Source organism: Serratia sp. OLAL2, assembly GCF_002752475.1.
In the GTDB taxonomy this organism is placed as follows: domain Bacteria; phylum Pseudomonadota; class Gammaproteobacteria; order Enterobacterales; family Enterobacteriaceae; genus Serratia; species Serratia bockelmannii.
In genome coordinates this window covers 1-20,868 of the sequence record NZ_MSTL01000007.1, presented here as the reverse complement: position 1 = coordinate 20,868, position 20,868 = coordinate 1, and the positions used below count along the sequence as shown (strand labels likewise).

19 protein-coding genes and 1 pseudogene are annotated in these 20,868 nt (G+C 61.3%); 6 read left to right on the top strand and 14 right to left on the bottom strand.

Annotated elements, in window-relative coordinates; translation table 11 throughout:
• Nucleotides 1-34 precede the first annotated feature (34 nt).
• The 3 genes from nrdA to yfaE all read left to right on the top strand — a co-directional run bounded on the left by nrdA (nucleotide 35) and on the right by yfaE (nucleotide 3,785).
• Nucleotides 35-2,323 (top strand): class 1a ribonucleoside-diphosphate reductase subunit alpha, encoded by a 2,289-nt coding sequence (nrdA, locus tag BVU99_RS07075; protein ID WP_025303641.1) that lies wholly within the window; start codon nucleotides 35-37, stop codon nucleotides 2,321-2,323.
• A gap of 67 nt (nucleotides 2,324-2,390) precedes the next feature.
• Nucleotides 2,391-3,521, top strand: a complete 1,131-nt coding sequence (gene nrdB, locus BVU99_RS07070; protein WP_019453694.1) for a class Ia ribonucleoside-diphosphate reductase subunit beta — start codon at nucleotides 2,391-2,393, stop codon at nucleotides 3,519-3,521.
• Nucleotides 3,522-3,524: 3 nt separating this feature from the next.
• Entirely contained in the window at nucleotides 3,525-3,785 is a 261-nt protein-coding gene (gene yfaE / locus BVU99_RS07065; protein WP_025303642.1) for a class I ribonucleotide reductase maintenance protein YfaE, read from the top strand.
• 59 nt (nucleotides 3,786-3,844) lie between these two features.
• On the opposite strand, the gene BVU99_RS25345 is transcribed toward yfaE, so the two are convergent.
• Both BVU99_RS25345 and BVU99_RS07055 read right to left on the bottom strand, forming a co-directional pair.
• Entirely contained in the window at nucleotides 3,845-3,997 is a 153-nt protein-coding gene (locus BVU99_RS25345) for a Hok/Gef family protein (protein ID WP_004935921.1), read from the bottom strand.
• A gap of 230 nt (nucleotides 3,998-4,227) precedes the next feature.
• Entirely contained in the window at nucleotides 4,228-5,049 is an 822-nt protein-coding gene (locus BVU99_RS07055) for a helix-turn-helix transcriptional regulator (RefSeq protein WP_043136550.1), read from the bottom strand.
• A gap of 116 nt (nucleotides 5,050-5,165) precedes the next feature.
• Between BVU99_RS07055 and BVU99_RS07050 the strand changes: the two genes are divergently transcribed.
• Nucleotides 5,166-6,374, top strand: coding sequence for an NAD(P)/FAD-dependent oxidoreductase (locus tag BVU99_RS07050; protein WP_230203399.1), 1,209 nt, complete (start codon nucleotides 5,166-5,168; stop codon nucleotides 6,372-6,374).
• Nucleotides 6,375-6,377: 3 nt separating this feature from the next.
• On the opposite strand, the gene BVU99_RS07045 is transcribed toward BVU99_RS07050, so the two are convergent.
• Nucleotides 6,378-7,574 (bottom strand): nicotinamide mononucleotide deamidase-related protein YfaY, encoded by a 1,197-nt coding sequence (locus tag BVU99_RS07045; RefSeq protein WP_049207301.1) that lies wholly within the window; start codon nucleotides 7,572-7,574, stop codon nucleotides 6,378-6,380.
• A 245-nt stretch (nucleotides 7,575-7,819) separates the two neighbouring features.
• On the opposite strand from BVU99_RS07045, the gene tyrP reads away from it, so the two are divergent.
• Entirely contained in the window at nucleotides 7,820-9,028 is a 1,209-nt protein-coding gene (tyrP, locus tag BVU99_RS07040) for a tyrosine transporter TyrP (RefSeq protein ID WP_004935940.1), read from the top strand.
• Nucleotides 9,029-9,089: 61 nt separating this feature from the next.
• Here the strand turns inward: tyrP and BVU99_RS07035 are convergent, their stop codons facing one another.
• Nucleotides 9,090-9,629 carry a YfaZ family outer membrane protein gene (locus BVU99_RS07035; protein ID WP_038876374.1) on the bottom strand — a complete coding sequence of 180 codons (540 nt, stop codon included), beginning with the start codon at nucleotides 9,627-9,629 and terminating at the stop codon, nucleotides 9,090-9,092.
• Nucleotides 9,630-9,967: 338 nt separating this feature from the next.
• Here BVU99_RS07035 and katA point away from each other — a divergent pair, with 338 nt between their 5' ends.
• Complete coding sequence (katA, locus tag BVU99_RS07030) at nucleotides 9,968-11,404, top strand: catalase KatA (protein ID WP_033651930.1); 1,437 nt, start codon at nucleotides 9,968-9,970, stop codon at nucleotides 11,402-11,404.
• Between the two features lie 43 nt (nucleotides 11,405-11,447).
• On the opposite strand, the gene menE is transcribed toward katA, so the two are convergent.
• From menE to BVU99_RS06980, 10 genes and pseudogenes are all read right to left on the bottom strand, one after another.
• Nucleotides 11,448-12,833 carry an o-succinylbenzoate--CoA ligase gene (gene menE / locus BVU99_RS07025; RefSeq protein WP_049294882.1) on the bottom strand — a complete coding sequence of 462 codons (1,386 nt, stop codon included), beginning with the start codon at nucleotides 12,831-12,833 and terminating at the stop codon, nucleotides 11,448-11,450.
• Complete coding sequence (menC, locus tag BVU99_RS07020) at nucleotides 12,821-13,804, bottom strand: o-succinylbenzoate synthase (RefSeq protein ID WP_025303649.1); 984 nt, start codon at nucleotides 13,802-13,804, stop codon at nucleotides 12,821-12,823. The genes menE and menC overlap by 13 nt, the downstream gene beginning before the upstream one ends.
• On the bottom strand, nucleotides 13,804-14,661 hold the full coding sequence (gene menB, locus BVU99_RS07015) for a 1,4-dihydroxy-2-naphthoyl-CoA synthase (RefSeq protein ID WP_043136531.1): 858 nt from the start codon (nucleotides 14,659-14,661) through the stop codon (nucleotides 13,804-13,806). The genes menC and menB overlap by 1 nt, the downstream gene beginning before the upstream one ends.
• Before the next feature lie 11 nt (nucleotides 14,662-14,672).
• A complete protein-coding gene (gene menH, locus BVU99_RS07010; protein ID WP_025303651.1) occupies nucleotides 14,673-15,443 on the bottom strand; it encodes a 2-succinyl-6-hydroxy-2,4-cyclohexadiene-1-carboxylate synthase in 771 nt (256 codons plus the stop codon).
• Entirely contained in the window at nucleotides 15,440-17,116 is a 1,677-nt protein-coding gene (menD, locus tag BVU99_RS07005) for a 2-succinyl-5-enolpyruvyl-6-hydroxy-3-cyclohexene-1-carboxylic-acid synthase (protein WP_025303652.1), read from the bottom strand. The genes menH and menD overlap by 4 nt, the downstream gene beginning before the upstream one ends.
• Nucleotides 17,117-17,496: 380 nt before the next feature.
• Nucleotides 17,497-17,808: a stress response protein ElaB gene (gene elaB, locus BVU99_RS07000; protein ID WP_025303653.1), complete on the bottom strand. Its 312-nt coding sequence runs from the start codon at nucleotides 17,806-17,808 to the stop codon at nucleotides 17,497-17,499.
• Between the two features lie 81 nt (nucleotides 17,809-17,889).
• Entirely contained in the window at nucleotides 17,890-18,921 is a 1,032-nt protein-coding gene (idnD, locus tag BVU99_RS06995) for an L-idonate 5-dehydrogenase (protein ID WP_099817464.1), read from the bottom strand.
• A 22-nt stretch (nucleotides 18,922-18,943) separates the two neighbouring features.
• Nucleotides 18,944-19,708: a gluconate 5-dehydrogenase gene (gene idnO / locus BVU99_RS06990; RefSeq protein ID WP_025303655.1), complete on the bottom strand. Its 765-nt coding sequence runs from the start codon at nucleotides 19,706-19,708 to the stop codon at nucleotides 18,944-18,946.
• 239 nt (nucleotides 19,709-19,947) lie between these two features.
• On the bottom strand, nucleotides 19,948-20,457 hold the full coding sequence (locus tag BVU99_RS06985; protein WP_025303656.1) for a DUF1097 domain-containing protein: 510 nt from the start codon (nucleotides 20,455-20,457) through the stop codon (nucleotides 19,948-19,950).
• Between the two features lie 130 nt (nucleotides 20,458-20,587).
• Nucleotides 20,588-20,868: pseudogene (locus BVU99_RS06980) on the bottom strand (MFS transporter); the annotation flags it as partial.

The following is a 20,868-nucleotide window of genomic DNA, read 5'->3' as shown; positions in this document are numbered from 1 at the left end:
CTTAGGGGCACCATACGGACAGGTAAAACACCACATGAACCAAAGTCTGCTTGTAACTAAACGCGATGGCCGTAAAGAGCGCATCAATCTCGACAAAATCCACCGGGTCATCGATTGGGCCGCTGAGGGATTACACAACGTCTCGGTTTCTCAAGTAGAGTTGCGTTCACACATTCAGTTTTATGACGGCATCAAAACCGCCGACATTCACGAAACCATCATCAAGGCCGCAGCTGACCTGATCTCCCGCGATGCGCCGGACTATCAGTACCTGGCCGCTCGCCTGGCGATCTTCCACCTGCGTAAAAAGGCTTACGGCCAGTTTGAGCCACCGAAGCTGCACGCCCACGTCACTCGCATGGTCGAGATGGGCAAATACGATAAGCATCTGCTGGAAGACTACAGCGCTGAAGAGTTCGAGCAGATGGATTCCTTTATCGATCATTGGCGCGACATGAACTTCTCTTATGCCGCCGTCAAGCAGCTGGAAGGCAAATACCTGGTGCAGAACCGCGTCAGCGGCGAAATCTACGAAAGCGCCCAGTTCCTGTATTTGCTGGTGTCTGCGTGCCTGTTCTCCAACTACCCGCGTGAAACCCGTCTGGACTACGTCAAACGTTTCTACGATGCGATTTCCACCTTCAAGATTTCGCTGCCTACGCCGATCATGTCCGGCGTGCGCACCCCAACCCGCCAGTTCAGCTCCTGCGTGCTGATCGAGTGCGGCGACAGCCTGGACTCCATCAACGCCACCTCCAGCGCCATTGTGAAATACGTTTCGCAGCGCGCCGGCATCGGCATCAACGCCGGCCGCATCCGCGCGCTGGGCAGCCCGATCCGTGGCGGTGAAGCCTTCCATACTGGCTGCATTCCGTTCTACAAACACTTCCAGACCGCCGTCAAATCCTGCTCGCAGGGCGGCGTGCGCGGTGGCGCGGCAACGCTGTTCTACCCGATGTGGCACCTGGAAGTAGAAAGCCTGCTGGTGTTGAAAAACAACCGTGGCGTTGAAGGCAACCGCGTGCGTCACATGGACTACGGCGTGCAGTTGAACCGCCTGATGTACCAGCGTCTGATCAAGGGCGAAGACATCACCCTGTTCAGCCCGTCCGACGTGCCGGGGCTGTACGACGCGTTCTTCGCCGATCAGGACGAATTCGAGCGCCTGTACACCCAGTACGAGAAAGATGACAGCATTCGCCAGAAACGCGTGAAAGCGGTTGAGCTGTTCTCGCTGATGATGCAAGAACGTGCCTCTACCGGCCGTATCTACATCCAGAACGTCGACCACTGCAACACCCACAGCCCGTTCGATCCGCAGATCGCGCCGGTGCGTCAGTCCAACCTGTGCCTGGAAATCGCCCTGCCGACCAAGCCGCTGGAAGACGTCAACGATGAAAACGGCGAGATCGCGCTGTGTACCCTGTCTGCCTTCAACCTGGGCGCGATCGACAGCCTGGACGACCTGGAAGAGCTGGCGACCCTGGCGGTGCGTTCACTCGACGCTCTGCTGGATTATCAGGATTACCCGATCAAGGCTGCGCACCGTGGCGCGATGGGTCGCCGCACCCTGGGCATCGGCGTCATCAACTTCGCTTATTACCTGGCGAAGAACGGCGTACGCTATTCCGACGGCAGCGCCAACAACCTGACCCACAAAACGTTCGAAGCCATTCAGTACTACCTGCTGAAAGCCTCCAACCGTCTGGCTCAGGAACAAGGCGCTTGCCCGTGGTTCAACGAAACCACTTATTCGCAGGGCATCCTGCCGATCGACACCTACAAGAAAGATCTGGATGCGATCTGCAGCGAGCCGCTGCACTACGACTGGGAAACCCTGCGTAAAGAGATCCAGGAAACCGGCCTGCGCAACTCGACGCTGTCCGCCCTGATGCCATCGGAAACCTCTTCGCAGATTTCCAACGCCACCAACGGCATCGAGCCGCCGCGCGGCCACATCAGCATCAAGGCGTCGAAAGACGGCATCCTGCGCCAGGTGGTGCCGGAGTATGAGCGTCTGAAAGACAACTACGAGCTGCTGTGGGAAATGCCGAGCAACGACGGCTATCTGCAGCTGGTTGGGCTGATGCAGAAATTCATCGACCAATCGATCTCGGCCAACACCAACTACGATCCGACCCGCTTCCCGGGCGGCAAGGTGCCGATGAAGCAGCTGTTGAAAGACCTGCTCACCACCTACAAGTTCGGCGTCAAAACGCTGTACTACCAAAACACCCGCGACGGTGCGGAAGACGCCCAGGAAGATTTGCAGCCTGCCAAGGCCGGCGATGACGACTGCGAAAGCGGCGCCTGCAAGATCTAAAGTTTGACCTAGCGGGCCGGAATTTTCCGGCCCCTTCATTTAGCCACGTTACGATGGATTCAGGCTTATGGCTTACACCACTTTTTCTCAGACCAAAAACGACCAGCTGCAAGAGCCGATGTTCTTCGGCCAGTCGGTAAACGTTGCGCGTTTCGACCAGCAAAAGCATGAAATCTTCGAAAAGCTGATCGAAAAACAGCTCTCCTTCTTCTGGCGCCCGGAAGAAGTTGACGTTTCCCGCGACCGTATCGATTACCAGGCGCTGCCGGAGCACGAGAAGCACATCTTCATCAGCAACCTGAAATATCAGACGCTGCTGGACTCCATCCAGGGCCGCAGCCCGAACGTCGCCCTGCTGCCGCTGATCTCGATCCCTGAGTTGGAAACCTGGGTGGAAACCTGGTCGTTCTCCGAGACCATCCACTCCCGTTCCTACACTCACATCATCCGCAACATCGTCAACGATCCGGCGTTAGTGTTCGACGACATCGTCACCAATGAAGAGATCAAGAAGCGCGCGAAAGACATTTCCGGCTACTACGACGATCTGATCGAGATGACCAGCTACTATCACCTGCTGGGTGAAGGCACCCACCAGGTGAACGGTAAAACCGTCACCGTCAATCTGCGCGCGCTGAAGAAGCAGCTGTACCTGTGCCTGATGAGCGTGAACGCGCTGGAAGCGATCCGCTTCTACGTCAGCTTTGCCTGCTCCTTCGCGTTCGCCGAGCGCGAACTGATGGAAGGCAACGCCAAGATCATCAAGCTGATCGCCCGCGACGAAGCGCTGCACCTGACCGGCACCCAGCACATGCTGAACCTGATGCGTTCCGGCGCCGACGATCCGGAAATGGCGGAGATCGCCGAGGAATGTCAACAGCAGTGCTACGATCTGTTCGTGCTGGCCGCCCAGCAGGAGAAAGAGTGGGCGGAATACCTGTTCCGCGACGGCTCGATGATTGGCCTGAACAAAGACATCCTGTGCCAGTATGTGGAATACATCACCAATATCCGCATGCAGGCGGTCGGCCTTGGTCTGCCGTTCGAAACCCGCTCCAACCCGATCCCATGGATCAATGCCTGGTTGGTGTCCGACAACGTGCAGGTAGCGCCGCAGGAAGTGGAAGTGAGCTCCTACCTGGTTGGCCAGATCGACTCGGAGATCAACGCCGACGACCTGAGCGACTTCGAACTGTAAGCGATGGCGACGCCAATCGTAACGCTGCGCGCCGCCGGCACGCAGCTCTCCTGCCCCAACAGTGAAAACTGTCTGCTCGACGTGCTGGAACTGCACGACGTGCAGGTGGAGTATCAGTGCCGATCCGGCTATTGCGGTGCCTGCCGCCTGAAGCTGGTGAAAGGTGAAGTGACCTACCGCCAGCAACCGCTGGCGTTTATCAACGCCGGCGAGATCCTGCCCTGCTGCTGCATGCCGCTGACGGATATCGAGCTGGAAATGTAAAGTCGGGTGCCGGAAACCGCGCCTGGAGACCAGAAGGCGGGGTTGCCCCCGCCCTATGATTACCGCTTCACCTCACACGCCAACCTGATCAGGATAGTGATATTTTCCTGGTAGATTTTCAGCTCGCACAGCGAGTCTCTTATCATCCAGATAAATAACAAAACCGTAATACATACAACGGTTAGCGAGTGAAACACATGCCTTAAGCGCATGCTTGCCTCCTTGCTGTGAAGGGGCTACCATAACGGTGTCTAGGCGTTAGGGCAGCCCCATTCTGATTGAGAGTCAGTTTGGGGCTTTCATCTATCCGCCTTGTCACACAATGCCCAAGACGAACAGTCTCAAGCACCCGCCAAAAGAGTAACAGCATTCCCTCGCCGCGAATATCCCCTATAACCTTATGATTAATTAGGAATATATAACTATCCTCAAAGTATTTCGCTTAGCGCCCCTTGCCTGCCGATGCGGAGAAATAACGTGCCGGAGAATCGCCAAAGGCTTTGCGAAACATGGCGATAAAATTACTCGGCGAGGCATATCCCAGCGTTTCCGCGATCTGCAGCACCGTCTCGCCTTCGGCCAGCTTCGCTAACGCATACGACAACCGGGCCTGCTGGCGCCACTGTGCAAAACTCAACCCCGTCTCGCCGATCATCAGCCGCCGCAGGGTACGCGGCGACATCGCCCCCCATTCAGCCCACGCCTCCAGCGAACGCTCGCTCCCCGGCTGCGCCAGCAAGGCCTGCAGAACGCCGGCCAGGCGCGGATGGGACGACATCGGCAAATGCAGTGGTTCCGTCGGCGCCAAACGTATCTCGTCCCGCATCACCTGCGCCATGCGATCCTGCTCCAGGGTGAGCGCGCTGCGCTTGTCCCAGCCTTCTGCTCGCTGAGCCAGCGCCTGCAGCACGGCGCTAATGCCGATGACGCAGGGTACATTCGACAGATCGTGGCAGGCCTCCGGCGCCAGCAGCAAACTCCAGCCGCTCAGTGCGCCGCAGACCTGCACCCGGTGCTCCGTCGCCGGTGGGATCCAACCCGCCCGCTGAGGCGGAAGCACCCAATCGCCCTGCGCCGTGCGTACATGCAACAAGCCGCTTTCGACGCACAGCAACTGCCCGCGCACATGCTGATGCCAGTCGTATTCGCGCGTGCCCAACCGATACTCCCGGCCTGCCGCGTCGCGGCCGCCAAGGGCGATCAGCCAGGGGCCCGCCCGCCATTCGCTGCAGTCAGCGTCAGTGAAGTGAGGGTTATCGTTCACATTGGCCACTTATCACTATTTTTAGTCCAGATACCGTTATATCAACCTTTTCCTGCGCCGACATAATGAAATGCTTCCGGCCGCTCCCGTTTGTGGCCACTGACTCACGAGGGAACATGATGACAACACCCAGCATTGGCATTATCGGCGCCGGGCCCGGCGGTCTGTGTCTGGCTCAGGGGCTGAGCCGCTTCGGCATCCACGCCACGGTGTTTGAACGCGACACCACGCCGCAAGCGCGCGATCAGGGCTACCGGCTGCGCATCGATCCGTCTGGCCAGCAGGCGCTGGCCGCCTGCCTGCCGCCGGCGCACTACCGGTTGCTCTGCGCCGGCAGCGCGCAAAACAGCGGCGAGAGCAATCTATGGGATCCGCAGCTTGCCCCGCTCACCGGCCGGCGCCCCGAGCACTGGTTGCCGTCCAGCCAGCGCCAAACGCAAGAACCGAGCGGCGATCTCGGCATTCATCGCCAAACGCTGCGCGAGATCCTGCTTGCCGGCCTGCAAGACCGGGTGCGTTTCGGCCATACCTTGCGTGAATTTGCACAAACGCCGCAGGGCGTGGAGCTACAGTTCGCAAACGGCGAGCAAGTGCGAGTCGATGTGCTGATCGCCGCCGACGGCGTCAACTCGCTGGTGCGGCGGCGCTGCCTGCCCGAGGCGGGGCCCGAAGACAGCGGCGCGGTCACCCTCTACGGCAAAACACCGCTCGATGCGGCAACCCGGGCCCAATTGGCCCCTGAGCTGCTGAACGGCGTATCGGTGATCTTCGCCGACGGCGTATCGCTGGTGATTGAACCGATGCGCTTTCAGGCGCCCATGGCGCAGCTGGCGGCCGACTACGCGCCCGATTGCCGCCTCACGCCGGTCGACGATTATCTCTATTGGGCCTGTATCGGATCGGCTGAACGGCTCGGCGGGCCGACACGGGCGAAGGGAAGCGCAACGCTGCAGGCGCATGTACGGCATATCTCGCAGGGATGGGCGCCCGCTTTGCAAACGGCGTTAGCGCTGGCGGATCCCCTGTCGCTCAGCGTGCGGACGGTGCAGGTTACGGCGGCAATGCCGGAATGGCACAGCGAACGCATCGCCTTTCTCGGCGACGCCGTGCACGCCATGAGCCCAGCGGGCGGGCTTGGCGCCAACACCGCGCTGGCGGACGCCGCCAGCCTGGCGACGCATCTGGCGCAAGCCGGCAGCGCCGCGCAGGCGCTCAGGGACTACGGTCTGGAACTGCACGTGCGGGGTGCCGCGGCGATTCGCCTGTCACGGCTGGCGTCCGAACGGCTGCAGCAAAGCCGTGACGCCGGCAACTCGGCGCCATGACCGTCACTCGATAATTTCCACCACCTCCAGCCAGGCGTTTTTACCGCACGCCTGGCCCCCATTCAGCCAGCGGCGCAGCATATCCAGCGCCAGCATCGCCACCGACTCCTGACGCAGCCGCAGGCCGTGGCGCGACGCGCGATAACGCACGGTCTGGCCAATGCCGCCACGCGGCGTGTGCAGCGCAATGCTCACCTGCTCATCGCGCATGGCGCTGACCGCCAACGCCAACGGCGCACCGGTCAACTCCGCCAGCGAGCGGGCGCGGGCCAGCGTCGTTTCCAGCGTTTCGATACAGTGCGCCGGCAGCAGCTCGCCCCCCGCCAGCGGTGCACCCTCGCTTTGCAGCTGCAGATTGATCAACCCGCCGCTGAATTGCTCGCTCAACGCCAGCTTCAGCCCTTGCTGACTCAGCCGCTGCGTCAACAACGCCGGCAACCCGACGGTGCCTTCAAAAATGCAGTTGTCCCCCGCCACTTCGCGCACGCGCCGCCACGCCTGCTCCATTTCCGCACGCCGGCTTTCCGGCCCGGTCAGCTTCAGTTCGATAATCGGGCTGGATGAGCGGTAACCCAGCACCACTTCCGGCGGCAGCGGCATGCCATCCAGCTCGGCGGCCAGATCGCTCTCGGAAGTGCCGAACGTCGTCAGGCGCAGGCATAGCGGCGGCGCCGGTAAGGTGAAGCGCTGGCGCAGGCGCGGCACGATCTGCTGTTCGACCATCACTTTGAATTCCGACGGTACACCGGGAGTGAAGAACATCTGACATTTGTTCAGCTGCAATGCGAAACCGCAGGCGGTGCCCACCGGGTTATCCAGCATTTCCGCGTTGGCCGGGATCTGCGCCTGCTTACGATTGGAAGGAGCCATCGGCCGCCCACGCTCGGTGAAATAGGCTTCCATGCGCGCCAGCCAGTCGGCCCGTTCGACCAGCTCTACGCCACAGGCTTTCGCGGCGGCCAGCGCGCTCAAATCGTCGCTGGTCGGCCCCAGGCCGCCGTTGACAATCAGCACATCGGCGATATGGCTGCGTTCCTGCAGGATCTCGATCAAAGCAGAGAGGCTGTCCCCTACCGTTTCCCGCCCGCTCATCGGCACGCCCTGCTGGAACAGGTAGTCCGCCAGCCAGGCGGCGTTGGTATCAATAATTTGCCCGTGCAGCACCTCATCGCCGGTGCTGAGCATCTCCACCCTTAACATTGATCTCTCCCACATTTTTTGGTCATTCCACTATAGAAGCCCGTAAATAACTTTTCACTAGCCGCCTGCGGATAATTTCAGCCATGGGTCCGTTTCTCATGTGCGATGCAGGCTTGCGAGATGTAAACATTAATGTACATCATGCGTAACGTCGGTTTGACACAAATTAGGGCTTCCACTATCCTGCCATCCTCATAAATCGTTACCTATAATTTTCAAAATCTTTCGGCTGGTAGAGAAAAAACGTGAAGAATCGCACTCTTGGCAGTGTTTTTATCGTGGCGGGCACCACCATTGGCGCCGGGATGCTGGCGATGCCGCTGGCGGCGGCCGGCGTCGGTTTCGGCGTCACGCTGGCCTTACTGGTCGGGCTGTGGCTGTTGATGTGTTACACCGCGCTGTTACTGGTGGAGGTTTACCAGCATGAGCAGGCGGATACCGGTCTGGGCACGCTCGCCAAACGTTATCTCGGCGGCGGCGGCCAGTGGCTGACCAGCTTTAGCATGATGTTCCTGATGTACGCCCTCACCGCCGCCTATATCAGCGGCGCCGGCGAACTGCTCGCCACCAGCATCAGCCAATGGACGTCGCAGGACTTCCCGGTGTCGCTCGGCGTCCTGCTGTTCACCCTGGTGGCCGGCGGCGTGGTGTGCATCGGCACCCACTCGGTCGACTTGTTCAACCGCATCCTGTTCAGCGCGAAAGTGGTGTTTCTGGTGGTGATGCTCGGCCTGATGTTGCCGAATATCCACCAGACCAATCTGATGACGTTGCCGCTGGAGCAAGGCCTGGCGCTGTCGGCCATTCCAGTGATCTTCACCTCTTTCGGCTTCCACGGCAGCGTGCCGAGCATCGTCAACTACATGGGCGGCAACATTCGCAAACTGCGTTGGGTGTTTATCATCGGCAGCGCGATCCCACTGATCGCCTATATCTTCTGGCAGCTGGCGACGTTGGGCAGCATCAGCTCCGACACCTTCGTCGGCATCCTGGCTCAGCAGGCCGGGCTGAATGGCCTGTTGCAGGCGGTGCGTGATGCAGTAGCTTCGCCGCACGTTGAACTGGCGGTGCACCTGTTCGCCGATCTGGCGCTGGCGACCTCGTTCCTCGGCGTTGCGCTTGGGCTGTTCGATTTCCTGGCCGACCTGTTCAAGCGGCAAGATAACGTGCGTGGCCGCCTGCAAACCGGCGCCATCACCTTCTTGCCGCCGCTGGCCTTCGCGCTGTTTTATCCGCGTGGTTTCGTGCTGGCGTTGGGTTTCGCCGCCATCGCCCTGTCGGTGCTGGCGCTGCTGCTGCCTTCGCTGCTGGTGTGGAAAACTCGCCAAAAGCATCAGGCGCAGTACCGCGTCTGGGGCGGCACCCCTGCGCTGGCGTTGGTGTTTGTCTGCGGGGTAACGGTGATCGCCATTCAACTGGGCATCGCCAGCGGCATGCTGCCGGCGGTCGGGTAAGCGCCGAAAGACAAGAAATGATAGAGAGAAAGGGGCCGCAATGGCCCCTTTTTTCGCAGCCTTAGAAGCTCAGGCCGACACCGACATAAGGGCCATCGGCCAGGGTGTTGTCGCGACGCCCGTCTTTGCCTTCCATCTGCATGTAACGGTAGCCCACGTCCACGCTCAGCGGACGGAACTTCCAGCGCAGGCCGCCGCTGGCTTCGTTATAGGCCTTCACGCCGCTGGTGAAAGAGTCAGGCGCAAAGTAACCTTCGCCGTGCAGGCTGAAGTAGCGGTTGATCTCCCACTCCAGGCCGCCGCCCAGCGCGACCGCCCCGCCGCTCTTCCCGTCTTTCGGGCTGAGGTACAGCGCTTTGGCACCTACGGTCGCCGTCAACGGCCCCAGCGGCACACCGAAGTTCAACCCCACGCTGCCGACGTTGCCGTCGTGGTCGCTGCGCGCCCAGTTGCCGGTCAAGCCCAGACCTGAAGAGCCGGTGCTCATGCCAACGCCCAGGTTGGTGTAGTGTTGCCCGGCTTCGCCCGACACGCTGATGGCGTTCGCCGCACCGGTCACAAACAGCAATCCTGCCGCGCACGCGACCCAAGTCTTTTTCATCATCTTTCCCTCTGGTTTGTCATCCGTACCGAATGATCGAATCAACGCATAATAATAACGTCATGAGTCTATACCAAAGCGCAATGAGTATTTAAGGGATAAAAGCGAAAAAATTCTTCAATAATCAAATAAATGTAAAAATTTGCAAACAAAAATCCATATTCGTCAAGGCGATGCCAACGATAACCGAGACCTATTTGCCGTCGCTCGGCAATAGGGCTACAACTAGTAGTGGCTTTGACCAAGGTCAGGGGAAGAAGCCCCGCCAAAGGACTATGCTGATGAACGCTTAAACCGCCCGAGTCTTTACTTAACTGCACTACGATAAGGAGCAAGTGATGAGCAAGAAAGGACTGACCACCGCAGCCGGCGCCCCGGTTGTCGATAACAATAACGTGATCACCGCAGGCAAACGCGGCCCGATGCTGTTGCAGGACGTGTGGTTCCTGGAAAAACTGGCCCACTTCGACCGTGAAGTCATCCCCGAGCGTCGCATGCACGCCAAGGGTTCCGGCGCCTACGGCACCTTTACCGTTACCCACGACATCACCCGCTACACGCGCGCCAAGATCTTCTCCGAAATCGGCAAACAGACCGACATGTTTATCCGCTTCTCCACCGTCGCCGGTGAACGCGGCGCCGCCGACGCCGAGCGCGATATTCGCGGCTTCGCCATGAAGTTCTATACCGAAGAAGGCAACTGGGATTTGGTGGGTAACGATACGCCGGTGTTTTATCTGCGCGATCCGCTGAAATTCCCCGATCTCAACCACGTGGTGAAACGCGATCCGCATACCAACCTGCGCAACCCAGTCTACAAGTGGGACTTCTTCTCCCACCTGCCGGAGTCGCTGCACCAGCTGACCATCGACTTCAGCGATCGCGGCATTCCGAAATCCTACCGTCACATGCACGGTTTCGGCAGCCACACCTTCAGCTTTATCAATGCCGCCAACGAACGTTTCTGGGTGAAATTCCACTTCCGCTGCGAGCAAGGCATTGAAAACCTGATGGATGAAGAAGCGGAAGCGATCATCGCCAAGGATCGCGAAAGCTCACAGCGCGATCTGTTCGATGCGATCAAACGCGGCGACTTCCCGCGCTGGAAGCTGCAAATTCAGATCATGCCGGAGCATGAGGCCTCGCAGACGCCATACAACCCGTTCGACCTAACCAAGGTGTGGCCGCACGGCGACTACCCGCTGATCGACGTCGGCTTTTTCGAGCTGAACCGCAACCCCGACAACTACTTCTCCGAGGTTGAGCAGGTGGCGATGAACCCCGCTAACGTGGTGCCGGGCATCAGTTTCTCGCCGGATAAAATGCTGCAGGGCCGCCTGTTCTCCTATGGCGATGCGCACCGCTACCGCCTGGGCGTCAACCACCACCAGATCCCGGTGAACGGCGCCAAATGCCCGTTCCACAACTACCATCGCGACGGCGCGATGCGCGTGGACGGCAACAGCGGCAACGGCGCCACCTACGAACCGAACAGCTTCGGCCTGTTCCAGGAGCAGCCGGACTTCAGCGAGCCGCCGCTGAGCATTGAGGGCGCGGCCGACCACTGGAATCATCGTGAAGACGACGATTACTACAGCCAGCCGCGCGCGCTGTTCAACCTGCTGAGCGCCGAAGAGCACCAGCGCATGTTCACCCGCATCGCCGGCGAACTGTCGCAGGTGCCGGAACACATCCAGCGCCGTCAGGTCGAGCTGTTCACCAAGGTGCACCCCGACTACGGCGCCGGCGTCGCCAAGGCGTTGGGGCTGAAATAATCCCCCTGCATCATTCACTCAGCCGCCCTTACGGGCGGCTTTTTTATGCCTCAGAGAGACGCTGCGCCACCCACCGCTGCAACTGGCGGCGCGAAATCTTGATGCCACCGTTTTTCAGCTCGTCAGGCAGCGGGAGCAACGCCGCCGGGCGTTGGAAATTGGCCAGCTTATCCTGCGACCAGGCAAGCAACGCCGCCAACGACAGCGACGGATCGCCATCGATTACCGCCACCGGCCGCTGGCCGAACTCGGCGTCCGCCACCGGCACCACAAACGCCTGCGATATCTGCGGGTGCGCCGCCAGCACGCGTTCGATATCTTCCGGCTGCACCCCTTCGCCGCCACTGAAAAACAGGTTGTCCAGCCGGCCGAGAATTCGCAGTTCCCCCTCGATCATCGCGCCGCGATCGCGGGTCGGGAACCAGCCCTGTTCATCGGCCAACGGCTGCAGATGGCCATGACGCCAGTAGCCAAGCGCCAGGCTGTCGGCGCGGATCCAGACCTCTTCATCCACCAGTTTTACCTCGCGGCCGCCGAGCGGCAGGCCGACACCCGGCCGCGCATCGGCGCGCTTGGCGCACACCGTGGAGGCCAGTTCGGTCAGCCCGTAGCCGCACCAGCAACGGATCCCCGCCGCCTCCGCCCGCTCGGTCAGTTCCACCGGGATCATCGCGCCGCCGAGCAGCACCGCCTTCAGCGTCATGTCCGCCAGCGGTTGCGCTAGCAGCCGCCACAGCTGGGTCGGCACCAACGAGGCATGCGTGCATCCCGCCAACGCCTCGTTCAGCGGGTGCATCTCGCGCACCGCCAACCGGGCGCCCGCCGCCAGCCAGCGCCAGACGATACCCTGGCCGGAGACGTGAAACAGCGGCAATGACAGCAGCCAGCAATCCTCGCGCTGAAACGCCATCAGCCCCAACACCCCGGCGGCGCTGGCCAGATGGTTGGCATAGCTGTGTGCGGCCGCTTTCGGCATGCCGCTGGAACCGGAGGTCAACGTCAGCGTCGCCAGACGCTGCGCATCCCACGTCGGCAGGTCTGGCCAACGCGGCTCGGTCGACGGCGGGGTCAATCGAATCACGTCTTCCGGCAGCGCCGGCAACGAGTCCGGGCCGAAGACAAAGGTCATATCCAATTCCGGCAACAGCTGCGCCAGCAGCGGCGTCGGCAAGGCGGGATTGAGCGGCAACAGGCGTGCGCCGCACTGCAACAGCGCCAGATAGGCCAGCAGCAGCGGATAGCTGTTTTTACCGCACAGCGCCACACCGCAGCCCGGTTCAACGCCCTGATGCTGGAAATCCGCCGCCAGCTCATCCACCTGGCTCTGCAACGCCAGCCAGCTCAGCGGTTGTTCGCCGAGCATCAGCGCCGTCGCCTGCGGCTGAGTGCGCGCCCAGTGTCGCCACGGCCAATCGTTCAACGGCGCCATAGGCACTCCAGCGCCGAGACATCCAGCAGCGGCAACGCGCTGCCCGGCCACGGGCGCAGCACCTGCGCCTGCATCAACCCCAGCGTGTCCAGGCCCGGCACGGTATCCGGCGTCAGCCAATGGGCGATGCGCGCCAGTTGAGTCAACCCCAGGCTGGATTCGAGGCTGGAGCTGATCACCGCCGTCAGGCCCGCCGCGTGCGCCTGCGCCACCAGCGTCTGGCAACGCGCCAGGCTGCCGACCAGCGTCGGCTTGATCACGATGGCCGCCACGCCCGGCTCGGCCTGCACCACAAAGTCCGCCTCCCGCACGCTCTCATCCCAGGCGATGGCGATACCGGTCGCCCGGGCGAAGTCGCGCGATTCATCACGGGTCTTGCAGGGCTCTTCCAGGAAGGCGATACGATCGCGCCATGCCGGGTTAACATACCTGGCGAAGCCGTCGGCCTTGGCGCGGGTCCAGCTGCGGTTGGCGTCCAGCCGCAGCCGCAGATCCGGCAGCGCCTCCAGCAACACGTTGACGATCATGCCGTCCCGCACTGCCTCATACAGCCCCACCTTCACCTTGGCGACTTTCTCGCCCGGCAAAGCGCTCAATGTCTCGAACAGCTCATCCGGATCGCCGGTGCACAGCGGCGCCTTGCGAAAATCCGCCTGCATCGGCAAACGCTGCTCCAGCTCGGCCTGCGCACAGCTGAGCCCAAAGGCCACCGAGGGCAACGCGCTGTGCTCCGGTTCGTTGCCCGCCAACCAGGCCTGCAGCCAGCCCAACGCGGCCTGTTCGGCCTGCGCCGGCGTTTCCCGGCTGAATTCCGGCAGCGGCGCGATCTCGCCCCAACCTTCACGCTCGCCCTGACACAGCTGCACCACCCACCCGTCACGCGTTTTCAACCGTTGATTGCGCAGCACCACGCCCGCCTCCATCGGCAGGCTGTAACGGTATAGCGCCGCGCTGCGGTTTGTTCCGCTCATTACGGGTTACGCTTGAATTTGCTGAAGTCCGGTTGGCGCTTCTCGTTGAACGCGTTGCGCCCTTCCTGCCCTTCGTCGGTCATGTAGAACAGCATGGTGGCGTTGCCCGCCAGCTCCTGCAAACCGGCCTGGCCGTCGCAGTCGGCATTCAGCGCCGCCTTCAGACAGCGCAGTGCCATCGGGCTGTTCTGCAGCATTTCGCGGCACCAGCGCACCGTCTCTTTTTCCAGTTCGGCCAGCGGCACCACGGTATTGACCAGGCCCATGTCTAGCGCGGCGGCGGCATCGTATTGGCGGCACAGGAACCAGATTTCGCGCGCCTTCTTCTGACCGACGATGCGCGCCATGTAAGACGCGCCCCAGCCGCCGTCGAACGAGCCCACTTTCGGACCGGTCTGGCCGAAGATGGCGTTATCCGCCGCGATGGTCAGATCGCACATCATGTGCAGCACGTGGCCGCCGCCGATCGAATAGCCGGCCACCATCGCCACCACCGGCTTCGGGCAGGTGCGGATCTGGCGTTGGAAGTCCAGCACGTTGAGGTGGTGTACGCCGCTGTCGTCGCGATAGCCGCCGTAGTCGCCGCGCACTTTCTGATCGCCGCCGGAGCAGAAGGCCTTATCGCCGGCGCCGGTCAGAATAATGACGCCGATGCCGTCGTCGTAACGGGCGTTGGCCAGCGCGTCGATCATCTCTTTGACCGTTTGCGGGCGGAACGCGTTGCGCACCTGCGGCCGGTTAATGGTGATTTTGGCGATGCCGTCGGCGGATTTGTGATACAGGATGTCTTCGAAATCGCCGGTGCAATCCTGCCAGGCGATAGCGGCATACAGGTGTTCTTCATTCGGATAAAGCATGTTCGGTTCCTTTAACCAGGGTTAACGAGAAATGTCTGCAGCTCGGCGACGAAATCCTGCGGATTGGCCAGATGCGCGTTGTGGCCGGCCTGCGGCACGATGCGCAACGGCAACCCGGCGTCGCGCGCCAGCCGTTGAAATTTGGGGTCGTTCTCACCGCACAGCACCCGCAGCGGCACGGTCAGTTGGCGCAGCTGCGGCGCCAGATAAGGCTGCCGCCCGAGCGAGGTGGCTTCGAGCATGTCGGCAATCGCCGGGCCGCTGTTGACCGAACGCGCGGCGATCAACGCCTGGCGGTGCACATGGCTAAGCTCTTTGAACACCGGCTGCTGATACCAGTCCGCCAAGACTTCGGCAATCAGCTCACTGCGAAAACGCGCCGCCCATCGCGCATCCTGCTCGCAACGATCGCGGCGCTGTTGTTCGTCCTCAAGCCCCGGATTGCCGCCCTCGGCGATCACCCCTTGCAGGCCGTCATGGCGGCCGTGGCAAGCGTGATACATGGCGATGCGCCCGCCGAGCGAGTAGCCCACCAGCCAATAACGTTCAATATTGCGCAGTTGCAGGGTCGCGGCGATTTGCGCGCTGATGTCGTCGAAGCCGCGGCAGCCCACCGCCACGGAATCGCCGTGGCCGGGCAGATCGATGGCCAGCGACGGCCATTCCGGGCAGCGCGCGGCGATCACCCGCCATTCATTGTTGTTGCCGAGCAGGCCGTGCAGCCACACCAGCCACGGACGCCCCGCTTCGCCCTGTTGCAAAATTCGCGTCGCCAGCATCATTGCACCGCCATCTGTTGTACCAGGTATTGCAGGCTTTCGGCCCCTTCACTCGGCGACACCTGCAGTTCTATCAGCGTGGCGCCGCCGCGCCGCCAGCCTTGCTCAACCGCTTGTTGCAGCTGGCTCCAGTTCTCCGGCCGCGCGTAGTCAAGCTGGAACATCGCCGCCGCATGGCTGAACTCGACGTTCTGCGGCATGCAGTAAAAGCGCTGACGATCTTCTTCGGGCGTCGGCAGCAGCGAGAAAATTTGGCCGCCGTTGTTATTGACGACGATCAGCACCGTCGGCGCCGAGCAGTGGCGCAGCAGCGCCAGCGCATTGAGGTCATACAGTGCGGAAAGGTCGCCCACCACCGCCAACGTTGGCCTGGCGGTGGCACGTTGTACGCCGGCGGCGGTGGAAATCAGACCGTCGATACCGCTGGCGCCACGGTTGCTGAATACCGGGTAAGCGACGGGCAATGGCGTTAACGCGTCGATCAGTCGCACCACCAGGCTGTTGCCGAGAAACAGCTGGCCGTTCTCCGGCAACAGTTCCGGCAGGCGGTGCGCCAGCTGCGCTTCGCCAAAGTTATCGTACAGATGCGTGGACGCCGCCGTCAGCGCCTTATCCGCCAGCGCAGCCAGCCCGGCGGCCCACGGCGCGCGCGGTTGCGCCGGATGCTGCGCCAACCACTGCGCCACGCCGGCGCGCAGGCGCCGCCCCCGGTGCTGGGCCGGATCGAGCCGCCCCGGCAGCTCGTCGATGACCCAATACTCTTCCGGCCGGCACTGCGCCTGCCACTGCAGCAGGCGTTTGCCGGTCAAGCTGCCGCCGAACTGCACCACCAGCTGCGCGTCTTGCAACAGGCGCTGCGCCTGCGGATGCGCGAGCCATAAATCGGCACAGGGCAGCGGTTGCCCGGTCTGCGACAGTACATCGCCGATCAGTGGCCAACCCAGCGTTTCGGCCCATTCCGCCACCTGTGCGCCCTCTTGTGCGCTCATGCGGCCGGCGAGCACCACGCCGCGCTTTTGTCGCCAGAAAAACCAGTCCGGCTGCGGCAATGGCACTGCATGCGTCTCGCTTTCCTGCAGCCAAGGCCGATCGCTCTGCCACCAGTCGCCCAGCGCGGCGGACCATTCGGCATAGTGACGCTCATCGCCGCCGTACAGCGGTTCGGCGAACGGGCAGTTGATATGCAAAGCGCCATGCTGCAAGCGCGCCATCGCGCTGTCGACGCTGGAGGCCAGCCACGCGGCCGGAATATCCGGCGTAGGACGCGGCAGATCGATCGCCAGCGTCGGGTGGCTGCTGTAGAGGCCGTTTTGACGGATCGCCTGATTGGCGCCGCAGTCGATCAGTTCCGGCGGCCGATCGGCGGTGAGAAACACCAGCCGTTCACCGGTCAGGCCGGCTTCGATTAAAGCCGGGTAAAGGTTCGCCGCCGCGGTGCCGGACGTGACGATCACCGCCACCGGCTCACGCGCCGCCTTCGCCAGCCCGAGTGCCAGATGACCGAGCCCGCGCTCATCAAAATGGGTATGGCAGATAAACGATCGGTTGGCCGCGGCGGCCAGCGTCAGCGGCGTGGAGCGCGATCCCGGAGCGATACAAACATGCCGCACCCCATGGCGGGCCAGCGCCTCGAGCAGCACAGCCGCCCACCGGCGATTAAAAACACTTGTCGACATAGTTCGCTCACAAGTCAGTTAGCAGAGATCGTCTCCGACGCAGCCGACAGACGCCGCGCCTGTAGTTACGCTCTGTATTATATGAGGTGTTATTTTCACGGCTTTTGCGCCAGCGCAAGAACGCCGTATATCCCTGGGTGTTTACACCAGATAATTATTTGATTTAGAACAAAAAACAAACAATAAATACACAAACACTTTACACTTGCGGCGGCGTCGGCTCAATCCGTCCATATAAAAACAAGGGAAATAGGGGTGCTCCAACGGCGGCTAGCGGGAAGTATAGGCAGGATAAGGAAAAGCTTTCGGTAAAACGGCGGAATGAACAACACAGTCTGAAGAAAAACACGGGGCGGCCTGCGCCGCCCCGATGGCATGGTTTATTTGCGAGCCAGCAACAATCCCAGCACCAGCCCGACGGTGGCGCCGATGCCCACGCTGTGCCAGGGTTTGTCCCGCACGTAGTCGTCGGTGCGGTGCACCGCTTCTTTGGCGCGCGCATAGTAAGATTCGCCGGTGTTCGCCCAGCGCGCCTTGACCTCACTCAGCGCCTGCTCGGCGTGCGACTTGATGTCGATGTAGGCCTGATCCGCGCGGTCGCCGGTGTATTGCAGCACTTCTTCCAGCGTCTCGGTCAGCATTCTCAGATCGTCATCCAGCGTAGTTTGCTCAGCATCCGTATGTCTTGCCATCGTGAGATCTCCGTGGTTGAAAAATTAAGCGTTCCTACACTATAGACAAGGATCGCCGCCTGCGGCCATCGGACTTTTACCCTAAAACACCAATTGCACCTTGGCAGCCTGGCGTTTATCGCCGGCAAACGTCAGCGCCTGCGCCAACTGCCCGCTGGCGAATTCCGCCGACAGCAACGGCAGCGGATCGATCACGCCGTCGGCCAGCCAGGCCACCGCCAACGTGAACTCCGCCACGAAGCGGAACGATCCAAGCAGATTCAGTTCCTTGGCAATCAACAACATCAGCGGAAAATCGGGGAAGCTGCCGCCCATGCCCACCTGCACCACAGTGCCTTTGGCGCGGGTGATCTCCAGACAGCGCTGCAGCGACTGCGGGTGCCCCGCCACTTCGAAGGCGACGTCAAAATACCCCTTGTCCTGCAGATAACCGCTAAAATCGTCGTCCGCGGCATGCAGGCACCGATCGGCCCCCATTTGCCTCGCGATCGCCAGGCAGCGCGGACTGAGATCGGCGCAGACAATCTCGGCGGCGCCCAGCGCTTTCAGCGCCGCCACCAGCAGGCAGCCGATCGGGCCAACGCCGGACACGAAAATCTTTTTCCCCGTCACATCGCCGGGCTGCTTCGCCGCGTGGACAGCCACCGCCAGCGGTTCGGCGAACACCATTACCCTGTCGTCGCGATCGGCAGCGTAAGGAATGCACTGCGCGCTATCCACCACTTTGTATTGGGTAAAAGCGCCGTCGACGTGCGGAAAATACATCGCGCTGCCGAAAAAGCGCATCTCGACGCATTGATTGCTTTGCTGCGCCAGACAGTATTTGCACTGCCCGCAGGGTTTGCTGGGATTGAGCGCCACCTTCTGCCCGACCGGCAGCTGCGGCGAATCGCTGGCGACCACCTCACCGATCACCTCATGGCCCAGCACCATCGGCTGACGCACCTGAAAATTGCCGACCTTGCCTTCCTGGAAGTAATGCAGATCCGAGCCGCAGATGCCGCCGCGGCTGATTTTTACCAGCGTTCCCTGCCCCCGATAATCCACTTCTTGCGCGATCACCGCCACGTCTCGCTTGCCATTGACCACGCAGGACTGGGTTTGAATTTTCATCTCCAGACTCCACGAAAAAAGATTACACCGCCGCAGACATGCCGCCATCGACAAACAGCAACTGCCCGTTGACGAAGGCGGAGGCGTCGGCGGCCAGGAACACCGCCGCGCCGATCAACTCCTGAGGATCGCCCCAGCGCGCGGCAGGCGTGCGTTGGGTCAGCCAGGCGGTGAAGGCCGGATCGTCGGCCAGCGCCTGCGTCATCTCGGTTTTGAAGTAGCCGGGGGCGATGCCGTTGACCTGAATGTTGTAGCGCGCCAGCTCCACGCACATGCCGCGCGTCAGCATTTTCACCGCGCCCTTGGACGCCGCATAAGGGGTAATGGTGTCCCGCCCCAGCTCGCTTTGCATCGAACCGATATTGATTATCTTGCCGCGCCGGCGCGGCACCATATAACGCGCTACGGTCTGCGACACGATGAAGACCGCCTTCTGGTTGACGGCGATGATGTCGTCCCAGTCTTGCTCCGGAAATTCGGTGAACGGGTGGCGGCGCTGGATACCGGCGTTGTTGATCAAGACGTCTATCGCGCCGATGTCCGCTTCGATACGGTCGATGGCGGCATGCACCGCCTGGGAGTCGGTGACGTCGAACGCCGCCGCATCGGCGCGCAGCCCCTCTTCACGCAGGCGATCGGCGGCGTGCCGGGCATGTTCTTCGGTGGTGGCATTGATCAGAATATGCGCGCCTTGCTGTGCCAGGCCGCGCGCCAGCAGAAAACCAATGCCGCGCGAGGCACCAGTGATTAAGACGGTTTTGTTATCCAGAGAAAACAGGTTGTGCATGGTGATTCCCGGCCTTCAGGCCTCCAATCGGACAGACCTCTATCTCAGCCGATTGTTACCGGTAAAAACGTGATGGGAATCACTGAAAATAATGTTACGAAACCCTGTTACTTTTAACGTGATCTCACGCAATCCCTACAGGAAGAGTCAATACCTATCCCTTTTAAAATAGACAATTTTCAACAGCGTTACCGTCCTGGTTATCAGGAGATACTGCCGCACAGCGGCGCGGCAGCAACTCACTCGGCGGCACCGTTTGAGCCGGCATTCGGGTCCATCGGCGGCGTAGCGCGGGCTTTATCGCTGCGTGCCGCCCACCACAGACCGCTGTTTTTCATCGCATAGCCGAACAACAGGCCCACCAGCAGGGAAAGCGTCACCAGCGGCCAATCGCCGCCGCCGGCGAAGGTCGCACAGGCGCCGATAAAGGTGCCGGGTACGAATCCCAGCCACTGCTGTTTAGCCTGAATGCACATCAGGAACGCCACGATGCCGGTCAGCAGATACCCCAGCAGATTCCACTGCGGCGCCAGTTCGCTGCCGTGGATGATCGCCATTGCCCAGAAGACGCCGCTGCAGCAGGTCAACGCGCCGATCAACAGCCCTTTCAGTCCGCCCTGCGGGCAGGCGAAATACGCCGTGCAGCCGAGAAAGCCGGCCCAACCGATCAGGCCCAAACTGACGGCAACCCATCCCCAAACGCCGGACAGGATCCCGGTGGTGACGGCAATGGCGAAAAGAACGTTCATAAAGTGACCTGCAGCAAAAAGAAAGCGCGCAGTTTACCCGAAAACAGGCCAATTTATGCGATGAAAATCACACTATAAATGTAATTAAAGAATTATTAATTATAAAAAATAGATATTCATCACAAAGTAATTAGCGAGGGAACCCCACCCGGGACGTCTTCCATGCCAACAACAGGCACACCACGGTGCTGCCCAGGAACAGCAAATGGGTTGCCTGATTCAGATCGACGCGATCGACCACCACGCCCAGCAAGATCGGCACCCAGTTGGCGATATAAGCGATAACGTAAAACAGCGAAAGCAAGCGCGCATGGCTGGTCGGCGGCGAAATCAGGTTCACCAGGGTCGCGCTGCCGACGAAAATGGCGCCATAAGCATAGCCGGCCACCACCAGCCCTCTTATACCCATCA